The organism is Sphingopyxis sp. KK2, from assembly GCF_001990265.1.
In the GTDB taxonomy this organism is placed as follows: Bacteria; Pseudomonadota; Alphaproteobacteria; order Sphingomonadales; family Sphingomonadaceae; genus Sphingopyxis.
In genome coordinates this window covers 1-15,415 of record NZ_LYVN01000009.1, presented here as the reverse complement: position 1 = coordinate 15,415, position 15,415 = coordinate 1, and the positions used below count along the sequence as shown (strand labels likewise).

Sequence of the window (15,415 nt, the reverse complement as noted above, 5' to 3'; positions counted from 1 at the left end):
CTTTAGCGCTCGACCTTGATCCGCATAGCTGCCTCAGATACGCCAAAAATCTCGGCGAGATGCAGTACGACATCTCCAACACCGATTTCTTCGGCCTCCTCCCTGGCTTCCCCCACGAGAACATCCGGCATCAATATATCGGCAGCCAACCGGTTGGCCTGATGCTCGCGCCGATCGGAAAGGTTCGAGCGATACAGAACGTCATCCTCAATGCCCGCACCGATTTCGTCGCGGTGAAGCAGAAAATGCGCGAGCTCGTGCGCGACGGTGAAGCGCTGCCGCTTGGGAGGATCATGGCGATTGATGCGAATGACGAACCCGTTGCCTCCTTCAGCCGGACGGATCTCGCCGGAAATTCCGGGCGCCAAGGTCGCTGCTTTCACGGATACACCGAGAGCGCGCGCCAAATCGGGTAGCCGGATGGGGGGCACGTCCTGGAACTCTTGAATACGGGCGCGAACCTCCGGCGGTAGAAGGTTCCACTCGGGACTCATTACTCATCTCCTTCCTCTTCGAGCAGCCGATCAGCATCCGGTCGGCCAAATGCCACCGCGTCCACTCGATTTTTGATCCGCTGGTCCATCCGCTCAGACTTGAATTCTTCATCCGCGAGACGGCCAACTTCCGCAGCTATATAGTCCTTGATAGTTCCGTTCTCAATCTGTTCCCTAATTTCAGTTGATCCTGCGACCTCGGCCGCCGCCACGGCGTCTCTTTTGAGTTGATTAAAGCCCCAGATCGCTGCGAGCGCGAGCACGCCAGCGAAGATGGCCACGATTACGCCGACGGCCGTCAGTAGAATTGCCGCCAAGTCCGCATAGTCCATGCCCTCGGGCGTAATGCGAAATGATCCCGCCTGTCCGAACCACACGATCACTCCGCCCATGGACGCGCCGACAAAGGCCGCGGCGCTAACCTCAAACGGCCCCGCGCGCCTGTTGGCGGCGGCACCACTTTTCCTGCTCATCCGTCCCCTCCCGGCTTATCTTATGCCAAAGCCGCCAATCAGCATGTCTGCCCGGAAAAGCGAAGCATTTATTCATCCGATTAGCGAGTGATCGCCGAACTGAGACATGAGCGGCAACCGGCCAGCGTTGGTCGATTGCGCCGCATCCGCAAGATGGCCTATGGCCCCGGCAGCGAACGAAAAGGGGAAACAATGACCGCTTCATTTTCAGCGGACGAGCGACGCGAGCATTTTGCCTATTGCATCCAACTATTTGGCGGCACCACGGCCTTCTCGCGGCGACTTGGCATAGACGAGCGGGCCATCCGCCGTTTCGTCAATGGCGAGCGGCCTCTTGGTGACGGACTGTTGGCAGACACCGCCAAGGCGTTGCGCCTGCTCGTCGAAGAAGCAACCGCGGCCGAAGCACAGATCGCCGCCGCACTGCGCTTTCCGCCGACCGATCCGTCCTAGCTGAAATTGGTCGATTGCGGTCGTAGCGGGCCGATCGGCGCTCCCGCATCCGTCATTCGCGACTCGCATCGACAAGCGGTCGGTCCGAAATCGACCAGTTCTGGCAAATAGATCAACGCCAGCTCTTTAGTGATCCAACTGAACGACCGAAATCGGTCGATGATACCGCGCATCCGGAACAATGGTTTTCCATCCATTCGGACGTCGTGCGGACCGCCCAGGCGCGTCGACTTCGGTCAGTAGCAGCCAGCGACCAAGTCATAGCATTTGGACATAACAACCCGACATTTCTCGATTAGACTGCAATGAATTTGACGCGCATCCCGTGCAGGACTGACCGGCAATGGCGCCGGCCGGTCGATTCGTGGCCGCACGCGACTTGAAGTGCGCGGCCTGATGTCGAAGCGGACGAGCGATCCGCCACGACGAGGGAAGGATTGCCGATGACAAGGTCGACACGCGAGCCAGAGCGCCGAACCTGCCGCTCCGACTGTCCTGCAAGCCATAGCATTCGGACATGACATCGCGACATTTCTCTATTGGACCACAAAAATAATTGCGCGCATTGGGTCGGCTCATGATTGTCAATTGAATTGATTGACATATGGGACGACAGCGCATCTAGGGAGGATCTGAACATGGTTTCGTCGAAAGCCAAAGCGTATCTGACATTCACCACCGCATTGGGGCTGGCACTGATCGCCGCGCCCGCCGCGGCGCAGGACGCCGCACCGCAGGAAGCGCAGGCCGACGACAGCGCCTTTGGCGGCACCGAGATCATCGTCACCGCGCAGAAGCGCGCCCAGAACCTGCAGGACGTGCCGGTCGCGATCACCGTGGTGTCGGGCGACCAGCTCGAACGCGCCAATGTCAATTCGGCCGAGCAGCTGTTCCAGCGCGTCCCCACCCTGACCTTCCGCAAGGGCAACACCAACAAGGATTCGGCGCTGTCGATCCGCGGCGTCGGCACGATCAGCTTCTCGTCGGGGGTCGAACCCTCGGTGTCGACCGTCATCGACGGCGTCGTCTATGCGCGCACCGGCCAGCAGACCTCCGACTTCCTCGACGTCGAGCGCATCGAAGTGCTGCGCGGGCCGCAGGGCAGCCTGTTCGGCAAGAATGCCAGCGCCGGCGTCATCAACATCGTCACCCGCGAGCCCGACGACGCCTTCGGCGGCTATGTCGATGCGGCCTGGTACGAAGGCAATGAATATCGCATCCGCGGCAGCCTGGGCGGCGCGCTGAGCGACGGGCTGAAGGCCTCGCTCACCGGTTTCTGGTCGCAATATGCCGGCAATGCGATCAACGTGTTCAACGGCAACCGCGTCAACGGCTATGAGCATTGGGGCGTGCGCGGGAAATTGATCGCCGAACCGACCGACGCGGTGAAGGTCACGCTGATCGCCGATTATTCGAAGAACAGCGACGACGGCTTTGCCGACAGCATCGGCACCGTCTTTTCCTCGGCGTTCAACAATGCGGTGTTCATTCCCAGCCTCGCGCCGCTGACGCTCGACGGCAAGAACCAGGACATCGACAACGACCTCGACCCCTATACCAAGGACAAGAACAGCGGTGTGTCCGCGCAGGTCGACATCGACCTGGGCGCGGCGTCGATCACCTCGATCACCGCCTATCGTCACTGGTATAATTACCAGCAGCGCGACGGCGATTTCCGTTCCGATGCGCCGACCTATGTCAACACCGGCACCGCGTCGGGTGACGTCCGCTCGCACGACCGCGGCGACCTGAAGTTCGACCAGTTCACGCAGGAACTGCGCCTTGCGTCGACCGGCCCGCAGTTCCTGGAATATGTCGCGGGCCTGTATTTCTACAAGACGAAGGAGGTCGACTTCTTCAACCGCACCGTGACCGCCTGCACCGCATCGACGCTGCCGACGGTGAACGGGCTGACGCCGTGCGCGGCGGGGTCGTCGACCTATGTCACCAACCAGGGCAATGCCGATTTCACCACCAAGCTGACCAGCTATTCGGCGTTCGGCCAGCTCACCGCGAACATCAGCGACGATTTCCGCGCGATCGCCGGGCTGCGCCACACCAACGACAAGGTCAGCTATGACTTCATCCGCGTCTCGACCTCGGCGGCCGCCTTTCCGGGCGTGAACCCGGGCTTCACCTCTTCGGGGTCGATCAAGGACAGCGGCTGGTCGGGCAATGCCGGCCTGCAGTACGACCTCAGCGACGATATCATGGCGTACAGCATGTACACCCGCGGCTATAAGGGCCCGGCGCTCAACGTCTTTTTCAACATGCAGGCGCGCGACACCGGCCGCATCGATCCCGAAACGTCGAACGCCTATGAAGTCGGCCTGAAGACCCGGCTGTTCGACCGCCGCCTGACGGTCAACATCGCGGGCTTCTATGCCAAATACGACAATTACCAGGCGAACTTCCTCGACCTGGTCGCCGGGCAGGTCGTCACCCGCCTGACCAACGCGGGCACCGTGTCGACGCGCGGCATCGAGATGGACTTCAACGCGTCGCTGACCGACAATTTCTCGCTGTCGGGCGGCCTCAACTATACCGACGCGCATATCAACCAGTTCATCTGCCCGCCGGGCGCCGCGGTGACCTGCGCCGCCGCGATCAACGGCAAGCCCTTGCCCTTTGCCCCCAAGTACAAGGGCACGGTGACGATGGACTGGCGCCTGCCGCTGAACATCGACGGGTTCAACGTCGACCTGAACAGCTCGCTGGCGTACCAGAGCCGCACCCAGTTCGACATCAACCAGAACCCCAACGCCTTTCAGGGCGCCTATGCGATCTGGGACGCCGGGATCACGGTGCGTACCGACGACGACAAATACAGCCTGTCGTTCCTGGTCAAGAACCTGACCGACAAGCATTTCGTCATCCAGCGCATCCCGAACGGCACCAGCTTCATGCGCCAGATCACCCCGCGCGACGCCGAACGCTATGTCGGCGTCACCGGCCGCGTGAATTTCTGACCCACCCCCTGCCCCCGCCGCGCACGTCGCGGCGGGGGCTCCTCTTTCCTCCCTGTGGCGAAGCCATGGGGAGGTAGCAGCGGCGCTAGCCGCCGACGGAGGGGCGATTGAGCAACGTCGCGGCCCCTCCACCACGCCCTATGGGCGCGCGGTCCCCCTCCCCATCGCTTCGCGACAGGGAGGATATTATGAAGGCTTGGAAAGGATCCTCCCCCATGGCGCTTGACGCGCTCGACACCGGCTTTGCGCTCCGCCTCGGCGGGCAGGCGATCCTGACGCACAGCGAGGGCGCCCCCTGTTTCTCGGTCGGGCGCGGGGTGCCGCATGTCCATTCGAAGCTCGGCCATTTCGATGTCGCGCAGGAGGTGATCGAGCGGATCGCCCTGCGGCACGTCGAGCGTGACGGCGATGTGCTGCGCTTCGCCGAGGCCGCGGGGTCGGCGTGGTTGCTCGAAGCGACGGTGTCGGGCGATGGCGACGATGCGGCGATCGCGCTGACGGCGCTCGACGCGACGCTCAACCGACTGTGGCTGCGCGTGCCCGCCGGGGCGGGCGAGCATGTGTGGGGCGGCGGCGAGCAATTCTCCTATTTCGACCTGCGCGGGCGGCATTTCCCCTTGTGGTCGAGCGAGCCCGGCGTGGGCCGCGATCCCTCGTCCGAGCTATTCCGGCAGGTCGAGGCGCATCGCAAGGGCGGCGGCGGCAGTTATGCCCACACCAATTATCCGCAGCCGACCTATGTGAGTTCGCGGCGTTACGCGCTGCATGTCGACAGCTTTGCCTACTCCGCGTTCGATTTCCGCGACGAGGATTATCACGAGGTCGAGGTCTGGGAAATTCCCGCGAAGATCGAACTGTGGGCGCGGCCGCGTTTCACCGAGCTCGTCACCGCGCTGTCGGAGCGCTTCGGGCGCCAGCCGCCGCTGCCCGAATGGTTGCTGAAGGGTGCTGTGATCGGCCTGAAGGACGGCGACAACAGTTTTGCGCGGCTGAAAGCCTATGAAGATGCTGGTGTCGCGGTGTCGGGGCTGTGGTGCGAGGATTGGGTGGGCTTGCGCATCACCAGCTTCGGCAATCGGCTGTTCTGGGACTGGCAGTGGAACGCCGAACGCTACCCCGAGCTGCCCGCACGGATCGCGGAACTGCGCGAACGCGGCATTCGCTTCCTCGGCTATGTGAACCCCTATCTGGCGGTCGACGGCCCGCTCTATGCCGAGGCCGCGGCGCAGGGCTTCATGGTAATGCGTCCAGACAAGGACGAGCCCTATATCATTGACTTTGGCGAGTTCGATTGCGGGCATGTCGACTTCACCAATCCGGCGGCCGCAGCGTGGTTCGCCGACACGATCATCGGCGAGAAGATGATCGACTTCGGGCTGTCGGGCTGGATGGCCGACTTCGGCGAGTATCTGCCCGTCGATGTGCGGCTGGCGAATGGCGAGAGCGGGATGACCGCGCATAATCGCTGGCCGGCGCTGTGGGGCGGAGTGAACGCCAAGGGCATCGCCGGGCGCGGCCAGACGGGCGAGATGATGGTGTTCATGCGATCGGGTGCGACCGGCGTTCAGGGGCATTGCCCGATGCTGTGGGCGGGCGATCAGGCGGTCGATTTTTCGCGCCACGACGGGATCGGCACGGTGATCTGCGCCGCGCTGTCGGCGGGGATGCTGGGCAACGCGCATCATCACAGCGATTGCGGCGGCTATACCAGCCTGTTCGACACGACGCGCGATGCCGAACTCGCGATGCGCTGGGCCGAAATGTCGGCGTTCACGTCGATGATCCGCACGCATGAGGGCAATAGGCCGCGGCAGAATGTGCAATATGACGACGATCCCGAATTGCTCGCCCATTTTGCGAAGATGACGCGGATCTATGCGCATCTGGCGCCCTATTTGCGGAAGCTGTCGAAGGAGGCGTCGGAAAACGGGCTGCCGGTGCAGCGCCCGCTGTTCCTGCATTTCGAGGACGATCCCGAAACCTATGCGATCCAGACGAGCTACCTGCTCGGCCCCGACCTGCTCGTCGCGCCGGTAATCGCGGCGGGCAAGCGCGAGTGGACGACCTATCTGCCCGCCGGGGCCGATTGGGTGCATGTCTGGTCGGGCGTCCATTACAGCGGCGGACAGGATGTCACCGTCTCGGCGCCGTTCGGCGAGCCGCCGGTCTTCTATCGCGCGGGATCGGCCGATGCGGCGCTGTTCACCGGAATCCCCTCGGCCTGAGCCACCGCCTTCAGCACCGCAACGAACGCGGCGACGAGCGCGCTGCGGCTGCGGTTGCGGAGGAGATGGATGGCGTCGCGGGTGACTTCGGAGGACGGGAGCGCGATCATCGCGAGGCCGCTGCGGATCGCAAGGCGCTGCGGAACGACGGTGATCGCGCGGCCGCTCGCCGCCATGTCGAGGCAGGCGGCGGTGGAATCGAGCTCGTAATCGGGGAACTGCCCCGCGGCGAAGCGGGTACGGAGCGCTCGCGGGAAATTGCTGCCCGGTGCCGGACGCGGGAGTGCCCAAGGGAAATCGGCGCTGTCGCCCTGCCCCCGTGCGAGCGGATGGTCGGATGCGCAGACGAGCATCAAGGGCTCGGGCGGGAGCGGGATGCAAAGCACTTCGTCGGCATGGCCCGACGAGGCGAATTTGGCGCGGTTGCACACGACGAGGTCGAGGCGGCGGTCGACGAGGGTTTCGAGAAGCTGTTCGGACGGGCCGCCGGTGACCGTGACACGCACGCCGGGGTGGCTTGCGGCAAAGCGCGCGATCGCATCGGTGAGCAAGGGTTGCAACGGATAGGGGCCGCTGCCGACCGCGACGGTTCCGCCGCTCGGCTGGCCGAGCCCGCGCGCTTCCTGTTCGAGGTTCGCCGAGGCGGCGATGACGTCGCGCGCCGAGCGGATCAGCCGGTCGGCGTCGCTCGTCGGGCGGACATAATGGGTGGTGCGGTCGAAGAGCGTGGCGCCAAGTTCCTCCTCGAGCTTCTGGATCGAGCGGGTGAGCGCCGACTGCGTCAGCCCGAGTTCGTCGGCGGCGCGCGCGTAGCTCGCGAGGCGATATAGTGTGTCGAAATGGCGGAGGCGGCGGAGGTTCATGCCGCGCACCATATCATTCCTGTTTTGCAATACCAATGCCGCCGTGATGCGCATAGCGTGAAGCGATGAGCAGCACCCAACTCGACGCGCGGCGCCGCCGCCAGGTCTTTGCCGAGCTGGAATCGCGGACGTTCGATCTTGCGGTGATCGGCGGCGGGATCACCGGCGCGGGGATCGCGCGCGACGCCGCGATGCGCGGGCTGTCGGTCGCGCTGGTCGAGGCGCGCGACTATGCGAGCGGGACGAGCAGCCGCAGTTCGAAGATGATCCATGGCGGCCTTCGCTATCTGGCGCAGGGCGATATCGCGCTGGTCAAGGAAGCGGCGTCGGAGCGGCAGATCTTGCGGCGGATCGCGCCGCACCTGACGCGGCTGTCGCCCTTCCTGATCCCGACGACGAACATGGCGATGACCGCGAAATTGCGGACGGGGCTGTGGACCTTCGAGAAACTGGGCGGGGTGCCCGAGGCCGAGAAGCATGAGGTGATTTCGCTCGCCGAATTGCAGGCGCGCGAGCCGCTGATGCGCACCGACCGGCTGAATGGGGCGGTGCTCTATCCCGAATTCCTGACCGACGATGCGCGGCTGGTGCTCGCGAATATCCGCAGCGCGCAGGGCGCGGGCGCGGTGGTCGTCAATCATGCGGCGGCATCGGAACTGACGGGCGACGGGCTGGTCGCGACATCGACGCTGGACGATGGGCTGGGCGCGCGGATCAAGGCAAAGCTGGTCGTCAACGCGGCGGGCGCGTGGGTCGACGCGGTGCGCGGACTGGAAGCGGGCGAAGGCGACGCACGCATGTCGCTGAGCCGCGGCATCCATCTGGTGCTGCCGCGCGCGCGGTTGCCGATCCATTCGACGATCATCATTCGCGCCCCCGACAAGCGGAGCATCTTCGCGGTGCCGCGCGGGGCGTTCACGTACATCGGCACGACTGACGTGTTCCACGACGGCAGTGATTACTGGCCCGCGCCGACACGCGATGACATCGACTATCTGCTGCGCGCGACCGAGGCGGCGTTGAACGTCGATCCGATCCGCGATGGCGAGATTGTGTCGCTGTGGTCGGGGGTGCGGCCGCTGATCGCGCAGCCGGGGAAAAAGGCCAACGAAGTATCGCGCAAGGACGAAATCTGGACCTCGCCCGGCGGGCTGGTGTCGATCGCGGGGGGCAAGCTCAGCGCCTATCGCGCGATGGCCGAGCGCGTCGTCGATCTGGTGGTCGAGCGGTTGGGAACGACCGCGCGGCCCTGTTCGACCGCCGAGATGCCGTTGCCCGGCGGGTCGCGCGAATTGCGGCTGGCCGGACTCGATCCGCTGGCGGCCGAGCGGCTCGCAGGTCTCTATGGCGACGAGGCGAACGAGATCGTGATCGCGGGCGGCGATATCGCCGCCGAGGCGGCGCGCGCGGTGACGCATGAGGGTGCGTCGACGCTGGAGGATTATTGGGTGCGCCGGAGCGCGCGTGCCTGGTTCGACGACGGAGCGGGCCTCGCGGCGCTTGCACCCGCGGCCGATGTGATGGGTGCGCTGCTCGGCTGGGATGACGCCACGAAGGCGGGCCAGATCGCACGATGCCGACAGATCAACGAGGAAAGCCGCAGGCTTTTGGGAGAGTGAAATGCGTTCGATAACCGAAGCCCTTGCCAGCGCCGTCGGCGCCGACCGCGTCGCAAGCGATGCCGACGCGCTGAATGCGCGGCGTTACGACCAATGGGCGGTCAAGCATCTGCGCGACTGGCGCGGCGAAGCGGTGGCAGCACCGGGGTGCGTTGTGCGGCCGCAGTCGGTCGAGGATGTGCAGAAAATTGTGAGGCTCGCCGCCGAGAAGCGCGTGCCGCTGATCCCCTATGGCCTCGGCAGCGGAGTGTGCGGCGGGATCGAACCGACGCCCGATGCCATCCTGCTCGACATGAGTTCGATGAACCGCGTGCGGTATATCGACAGCGACGATCTGCTCGCGAGCTTCGATGCGGGGTTCAACGGCATGGAGGCCGAGGAAGCGGTCGCGGCGCACGGGCTGACGATCGGGCACTGGCCGCAGTCGATCGCGATCAGCAGCGTCGGCGGCTGGGTCGCAACGCGCGCGTCGGGGCAGTTCTCGACCGCTTACGGCAATATCGAGAACATCATCCATTCGATCGAGGCGGTGCTGCCGAACGGCGAACTGGTGACGCTGGGCAAGGCGGTGCGCGCGGCAGCTGGCCCGGATCTGCGCCATTTGTTGATGGGCGCCGAGGGCACGATGGGCGTCATAACCGGCGTGACCTTTTCGCTGCGCGCGAAGGCGCCGCACCGCGATTACAGCATCTTCTATGCGAACGACATGCGCGCGGGCTTCGAGGCGCAGCGACAGATCGTCCGCGCCGACTGGCGCCCGCCGGTGATGCGGCAGTATGATGGGCGCGAGGTACGGCGGCTGTTCCGCGACTATGAACGCGATGGCAAGGCGATGCTGCTGATGGTCCATGAAGGGCCTAAGGCGCGCGTCGATGCCGAACTGGCGGCGATGCACGAGATTTGCGGCGCGGCGGGCCTCGAAGCTGGCGATCCGATGGCGGCGAAGCAGTGGATCGAAAAGCGCAACCATGTGCCGAGCTGGCGCGACATGTTCGAGCGCGGCTATGTCGCCGACACGGTCGAGATTTCGGGGCGCTGGAGCGAGATCGGCGCGATCTATGACGACAGCATCGCGGCGCTCAACGCGATCCCCGGCGTGATCAACGCGTCGGCGCACAGCAGCCATGTCTATCGGTCGGGTATCAACCTCTATTTCAGCTTCGCCGCGACTTTCGAGGACAGCGCGAAGATGGAACCCGCCTATTTCGCGAGCTGGCGCGCGATCATGGAGGCGACAGCAAAACATGGCGGCGGGGTCGCGCACCACCATGGCGCGGGGCGGCTGCGCAAGCCGTATCTGCACCATGACCTCGGCGAGAGCGGCGTTGCGTTGCTCCGGCAATTGAAGAATTGTCTCGATCCGGAGGGGATCATGAACCCGGGCAATCTGATACCCGATGCCTGAGCTTCTGCTCGCACTCGATGCGGGCACGACGGGCGCGCGCGCGATGCTGGTCGATCCGGCGGGCATAGTGCTGGGCGTCGACAAGAGGCCGATCGCAAGCCGCTTCCCCCGCCCTGGGATGGTCGAGCAGGATGCCGCCGAGGTCTGGACGATCTGCCGAGCGGTCATCGACGGCGCGCTGGCGGCGGCGAGGCGTAGCATCGCCGATGTTGCGGCGATCGGGGTGACGACGCAGCGCGCGAGCATCGTGCTGTGGGATCGCGCCACCGGCGAGCCCGTCGCGCCGATGCTGGTATGGAGCGATCTGCGCGGAATCGACGAATATAAGAAGCTGCGCGCGGCGGGGTTCACCGGCTGGCCGCAGGTGCCGTCGGCGAAGCTGCCTGCCGCGATTGCGCTGTCGGGGTGCGATCCAGCCGGGCTGCAATGGGGGACGCTCGATAGCTGGCTGACCTATAAGCTCAGCGGTGCGCATGTCACCGATGCGTCGGCGGCGTGGCTGACGGGCTATTATGATTATGCGACCGGCGCGGGCTGGAATGCGGCATTGCTGACGCACCAGCGCCTGCCCGCGACTATGTTTCCGGCGCAGGTCGAAAGCTGGGGCGCGATTGCGACAAGCGATCCCGCCGTGCTTGGAGCGCGCGTTCCGATCACCGCGCTGATCGCCGATCAGGAGGCCGCGATGGTCGCGCATGGTGCGCTGGAGCGCGGCGACTGGAAGGCGACCTATGGCACGTCGGGGGTGCTGATGGCGGGGACCGGCGAGGTGCCCGAAACGATCCACAGCAGCATGCCCGCCGAGGCGCTGGCATTCGCGGGCGGCAAGCCGCGTTTTTGCGTCGAGGGCATGGTGATCACGACCGGGTCGATGATCGAGTGGCTGTGCGGCGGGCTTGGCCTATTCGCGTCGCCCGCGGCGATGGAAGCGGCGGCGGCTTCGGTGCCCGATGCGGGCAATGTCGTGGTGCGCCCGTCGCTGGCCGGCATGGGCGCGCCGCATGGGCAGTTCGAGGCGCGCGGGCTGATCGCGGGGCTGAGCTTTGCCGACGGGCCGGGACAGGTCGCACGCGCGGCGTTGCAGGGGATCGCGTTCCGCTTTCGCGAGATTGCCGAGGTGATCGCCGCGGCACTGCCGGTGCCCGAGGCGCTGCCGGTCGCGGGCGGATTGTCGGCGAGCGATACGCTGATGCAGTTGCAGGCCGATGCGCTGCAGCGGCCGGTGCAGCGGCATGCGGTGCGCGAGGCAAGCGCCTATGGCGCCGCGCTGGCGGCGGGCATGGGCGCAGGGCTGTTCGGCGAGAGCGACCTGAAGCGGCTCGCGCGGTACGATGCCGAGTTTCTGCCGAAGGTGTCGCGCGATGCGGCCGATGCGGCGTTTTCGCGCTGGCGGGATGCGGTCGCGCCGTGATGGGCTCAGGCGCTGCCGGCGACCTCGCGCCACAGCCCGCGCACGATATCGCGCATGCGCTGCGCCTCGTCCCAGCGGTTCGTGAGTTCGCGGCCGTCGGGCGCGGTGATCGCATAGGGCGGCGGCCCGAGCTCGCACATGAAGGTCAGCGCGTCGCCCGCGCGCGCCTGTTCGAGCCACAGCTCGAAACCGCGGCGCCACCAGGCGATGTGCTGGTCGAGCCAAGCCTGATGCTGCGGCGCATCGAGCGCGACCTGCACCTGATGCGTCGTCGAAACGCGGCCGTGGAAATTGTGGCTGCCCTGGAGGATCGTCTCGATCGCGGCGAGCTGGTCGTCGCGGAGCGGCAGCTCCATCTCGCCCGCGACGGGATAGTGCGACAGGTCGGCGGTGAGCGGAAAGCCGGGACGCTCCTCGAGCAATTCGAGCGTGAAGAGCAGGTCGTTGGTGAGGCGGCCTCGATGGGTTTCGAACCAGACGGGGAGCGGCGCATCCTTCGCGGCGGCGGCGAGGCTGTCGATCAGGCGGAGCGCGGCGCGGAAGTCGGCGGTCGGGCCGGCGATCTGAACGTTGAGGTGATGCGCGCCGAGGCGGTGGGCTTCGCCGATCCAATGCGTGAGCTGGCCCGCGTCATGGACGAGCACCTGCCCTTCCCATGCGAGCCCGAGCGGGTTCATGGCGCGCGCGACGCCGTCGGTGCGCGCGGTGCGGGCAAGGTTGACCCCGACGCCGTCGAAGCCCGCGTCGATGACTTGGGCAAGCGCTTCGTCGAGGCGATTTTCGATGTCGAAACCGGGGCATTTATCGAGGCCCCAAACCGACTGGAGGACGAGCAATTCGGGCAAGGTCTTTCCCTTCAGACAACGCTGTCATATCGTGTCAGGAGAGGGAGTCAATCGGCCTTGGCCAATGGAGAAAGGGATTCGCGCAGATACACGGGGGCGCAGAGATTTGGTTCACGCGGAGACGCGGAGGCGCGGAGAAAAGAGACAGAAAATGGCGGCTTCGCCGCCTATTTTTTCCTCTGCGTACTCTGCGGCTCTGCGCGAAAAATTCTTCTCCGCGTCTCCGCGTCTCCGCGTGAACTATAAAGACATAGTCGAGAGGATGAGATGACCACCGAAGCCCCCACCCTGCCCGTCGTTCCGCCGGTGTCGCCCGCATATCGCCGCTATGCGCTGACGGTGCTGCTGATCATCTACATTCTCAATTTCCTCGACCGGCAGATCGTCTCGATCCTCGCCGAGCCGATCAAGAATGAGCTGCATCTGGCCGACTGGCAGCTCGGCGTCATGACGGGGCTCGCCTTTGCGCTCTTCTATACGGTGCTCGGCATCCCGATCGCGCGCTTTGCCGAGACCGGCGACCGGCCGCGGATCATCGCGGTGGCGGCGGGGCTGTGGAGCGTGTTCACCGTCGCGTGCGGCTTTGCGCAGAATTTCGTGCAGCTCGTACTGTGCAGGATTGGGGTGGGGATTGGCGAGGCGGGGTGCACGCCGCCGGCGCATTCGCTGATCACCGATTATACGCCGAAGGAGAAGCGCGCCTCGGCGCTCGCCTTCTATTCGCTCGGCATCCCCTTGGGCGGGCTGCTCGGGCTGGCGATGGGCGGGCTGATTGCCGACGCGTACGGCTGGCGAACGGCGTTCCTCGTCGCGGGCGCGCCCGGCGTACTGATGGCGATCATCGCCTGGGCGACGCTGAAGGAACCGCGGCGGCAGCAGATGGATGCCGACCTTTCCGCGCTGAAGGCCTCGCGGCCTGATTTCAGGACCGCGATGGCCGAGATCCGCGGCAAGCGGACCTTCTGGCTGATCGCCTTCGCCGCCGCGATCAAGGCGTTCATCGGCTATGGCGCCGCGGCCTTCCTTGCGCCCTTCTTCTTTCGCAACCATGCCGCGGAGCTGACGGTGATCGCGGGCGATTTCGGGCTGGGGCTGACGGGGTTTCTCGGCGTCGCGCTCGGCATCGTACTCGGGCTGACCGGCGCGCTCGGGACGTGGATGGGCGGGCAGCTCGCCGACAAATATGGCGCACGCGATCTGCGCGCTTATGTCGCCATCCCCGCGGTTTCGACCTTCCTCGGCATCCCCTTTTACATCGCCGGGCTGCTCACGGATTCAGCGGTATTCGCCCTCATCATGTTCGCCTTTCCGCCGGTGCTCAACACTTTGTGGTACGGGCCGGGTTTTGCCGCGGTGCAGGGGCTGGTCCGGCCGCAGACGCGCGCGACCGCGGTCGCGGTGCTGCTGTTCATCATCAACCTGCTCGGGCTCGGGCTCGGCCCGCTCGGCGTCGGCGCGGTCAGCGATTTCCTCTCGGGCCCGATGGGGCTAGGGTCGGCGGAGGGCGTGCGCTGGTCGCTGATGATCTTCATCCTGTTCGGCGCACTCGCCTCTGCGCTGTTCTGGATGGCGCGCCAAACGATCCGTGAGGAGATGGTCAGTTGAGTATCGCCAGCATCGCCCTGCCCCGCATCTTCCGCATCGGCGGCGGGGCGTCGAAGCAATTGCCCGAGGTGCTGGCGTCGCTGGGGCTAGCGCGGCCGCTGGTCGTGACGGACGGGTATCTGGCGAGCAGCGGGCGCGTCGCCGAACTGGTCGATAGGCTAGCGGCGGCGGGGATTGCGGCGCGGGTGTTTGCCGAGACGGTGCCCGACCCGACGGTGGCGTCGGTCGATGCGGGGGTCGCCTATCTGAAGGAGGGCGACCACGACTGCGTCGTCGGCTTCGGCGGCGGCAGCCCGCTCGACAGTGCGAAGGCGATTGCCTTGCTCGGCCGGTTCGGCGGGGCGATGGCGGACTATAAAGCGCCGCATGTGCAGGACGCGCCGGGGCTGCCGGTGATCGCGATCCCGACGACCGCAGGCACGGGGTCGGAGGCGACGCGCTTCACGATCATCACCGACGAGACGACCGACGAGAAGATGCTGTGCCCGGGGCTGGCCTATCTGCCGATCGCGGCGCTGGTCGATTATGAGCTGACCTTCACCAAGCCGAAAAGGCTGACCGCCGACACCGGCATCGACTCGCTGGTCCATGCGATCGAAGCCTATGTGTCGAAGCGCGCGAACCCGTTCAGCGACGGTATGGCCTTGCTGGCGATGCGCGCGCTGGCGCCGAATTTGCGCCGCGTGTGCAGCGACCCGATGGACGCGGCAGCGCGCGAGGCGATGATGCTCGGCGCGACGCAGGCGGGGATCGCCTTCTCGAACAGCTCGGTCGCGCTCGTCCACGGGATGAGCCGCCCGATCGGGGCGCATTTCCACGTCCCGCACGGCCTGTCGAACGCGATGCTGCTGCCCGCGGTGACGGCGTGGTCGGCACCCGCGGCGCTGCATCGCTATGGCGACTGCGCACGCGCGATGGGCGTTGCCGACGAGGCCGAGGGCGATCAGGCAGCGGTGGCGCGGCTGCTCGACGAACTGGCGGCACTCAACCGCGAACTCGAGGTGCCGGGGCCGGCGGCATGGGGCATCGACGCGGCGCGCTGGGACGCGCTGG

At 65.8% G+C, this 15,415-nt stretch carries 12 protein-coding genes; 8 read left to right on the top strand and 4 right to left on the bottom strand.

What is annotated here, in order from left to right; genetic code table 11:
- Positions 1 to 2: 2 nt before the first annotated feature.
- Positions 3 to 494 (bottom strand): ImmA/IrrE family metallo-endopeptidase, encoded by a 492-nt coding sequence (locus tag B1A78_RS02660; RefSeq protein WP_077145466.1) that lies wholly within the window; start codon positions 492 to 494, stop codon positions 3 to 5.
- Entirely contained in the window at positions 494 to 967 is a 474-nt protein-coding gene (locus B1A78_RS02655) for a hypothetical protein (RefSeq protein ID WP_077145465.1), read from the bottom strand. Before B1A78_RS02655 ends, B1A78_RS02660 begins: the two co-directional genes overlap by 1 nt.
- 87 nt (positions 968 to 1,054) lie before the next feature.
- Between B1A78_RS02655 and B1A78_RS02650 the strand changes: the two genes are divergently transcribed.
- The 3 genes from B1A78_RS02650 (at position 1,055) to B1A78_RS02640 (ending at position 6,614) form a co-directional block, all read left to right on the top strand.
- Positions 1,055 to 1,420, top strand: coding sequence for a hypothetical protein (locus B1A78_RS02650; RefSeq protein ID WP_256837431.1), 366 nt, complete (start codon positions 1,055 to 1,057; stop codon positions 1,418 to 1,420).
- A gap of 638 nt (positions 1,421 to 2,058) precedes the next feature.
- Positions 2,059 to 4,389, top strand: coding sequence for a TonB-dependent receptor (locus B1A78_RS02645; protein ID WP_077145464.1), 2,331 nt, complete (start codon positions 2,059 to 2,061; stop codon positions 4,387 to 4,389).
- Positions 4,390 to 4,604: 215 nt separating this feature from the next.
- On the top strand, positions 4,605 to 6,614 hold the full coding sequence (locus tag B1A78_RS02640; protein ID WP_077145463.1) for an alpha-glucosidase: 2,010 nt from the start codon (positions 4,605 to 4,607) through the stop codon (positions 6,612 to 6,614).
- Here the strand turns inward: B1A78_RS02640 and B1A78_RS02635 are convergent.
- Positions 6,560 to 7,477 (bottom strand): LysR family transcriptional regulator, encoded by a 918-nt coding sequence (locus B1A78_RS02635; protein ID WP_179101957.1) that lies wholly within the window; start codon positions 7,475 to 7,477, stop codon positions 6,560 to 6,562. The two genes, B1A78_RS02640 and B1A78_RS02635, sit on opposite strands and share 55 nt — an antisense overlap.
- 65 nt (positions 7,478 to 7,542) lie before the next feature.
- On the opposite strand from B1A78_RS02635, the gene B1A78_RS02630 reads away from it, so the two are divergent.
- From B1A78_RS02630 to B1A78_RS02620, 3 genes are read left to right on the top strand one after another with little or no spacing between them, the layout of a single operon-like run.
- A complete protein-coding gene (locus B1A78_RS02630) occupies positions 7,543 to 9,096 on the top strand; it encodes a glycerol-3-phosphate dehydrogenase/oxidase (RefSeq protein ID WP_077145461.1) in 1,554 nt (517 codons plus the stop codon).
- 1 nt (position 9,097) lies between these two features.
- Entirely contained in the window at positions 9,098 to 10,501 is a 1,404-nt protein-coding gene (locus B1A78_RS02625; RefSeq protein ID WP_077145460.1) for an FAD-binding oxidoreductase, read from the top strand.
- The gene (locus B1A78_RS02620; RefSeq protein WP_077145459.1) at positions 10,494 to 11,912 is read left to right on the top strand and encodes an FGGY family carbohydrate kinase; all 1,419 of its coding nucleotides are present in this window, start codon (positions 10,494 to 10,496) and stop codon (positions 11,910 to 11,912) included. Before B1A78_RS02625 ends, B1A78_RS02620 begins: the two co-directional genes overlap by 8 nt.
- A 5-nt stretch (positions 11,913 to 11,917) precedes the next feature.
- Here B1A78_RS02620 and B1A78_RS02615 read toward each other — a convergent pair whose 3' ends face one another.
- Positions 11,918 to 12,757: a hypothetical protein gene (locus tag B1A78_RS02615; RefSeq protein WP_077145458.1), complete on the bottom strand. Its 840-nt coding sequence runs from the start codon at positions 12,755 to 12,757 to the stop codon at positions 11,918 to 11,920.
- A gap of 267 nt (positions 12,758 to 13,024) precedes the next feature.
- On the opposite strand from B1A78_RS02615, the gene B1A78_RS02610 reads away from it, so the two are divergent.
- Together B1A78_RS02610 and B1A78_RS02605 are read left to right on the top strand one after the other, a co-directional pair.
- Entirely contained in the window at positions 13,025 to 14,362 is a 1,338-nt protein-coding gene (locus tag B1A78_RS02610; protein WP_077145457.1) for an MFS transporter, read from the top strand.
- A partial coding sequence (locus B1A78_RS02605; protein WP_077145456.1) for an iron-containing alcohol dehydrogenase occupies positions 14,359 to 15,415 on the top strand: 1,057 nt, incomplete at its 3' end. The genes B1A78_RS02610 and B1A78_RS02605, both read left to right, overlap by 4 nt.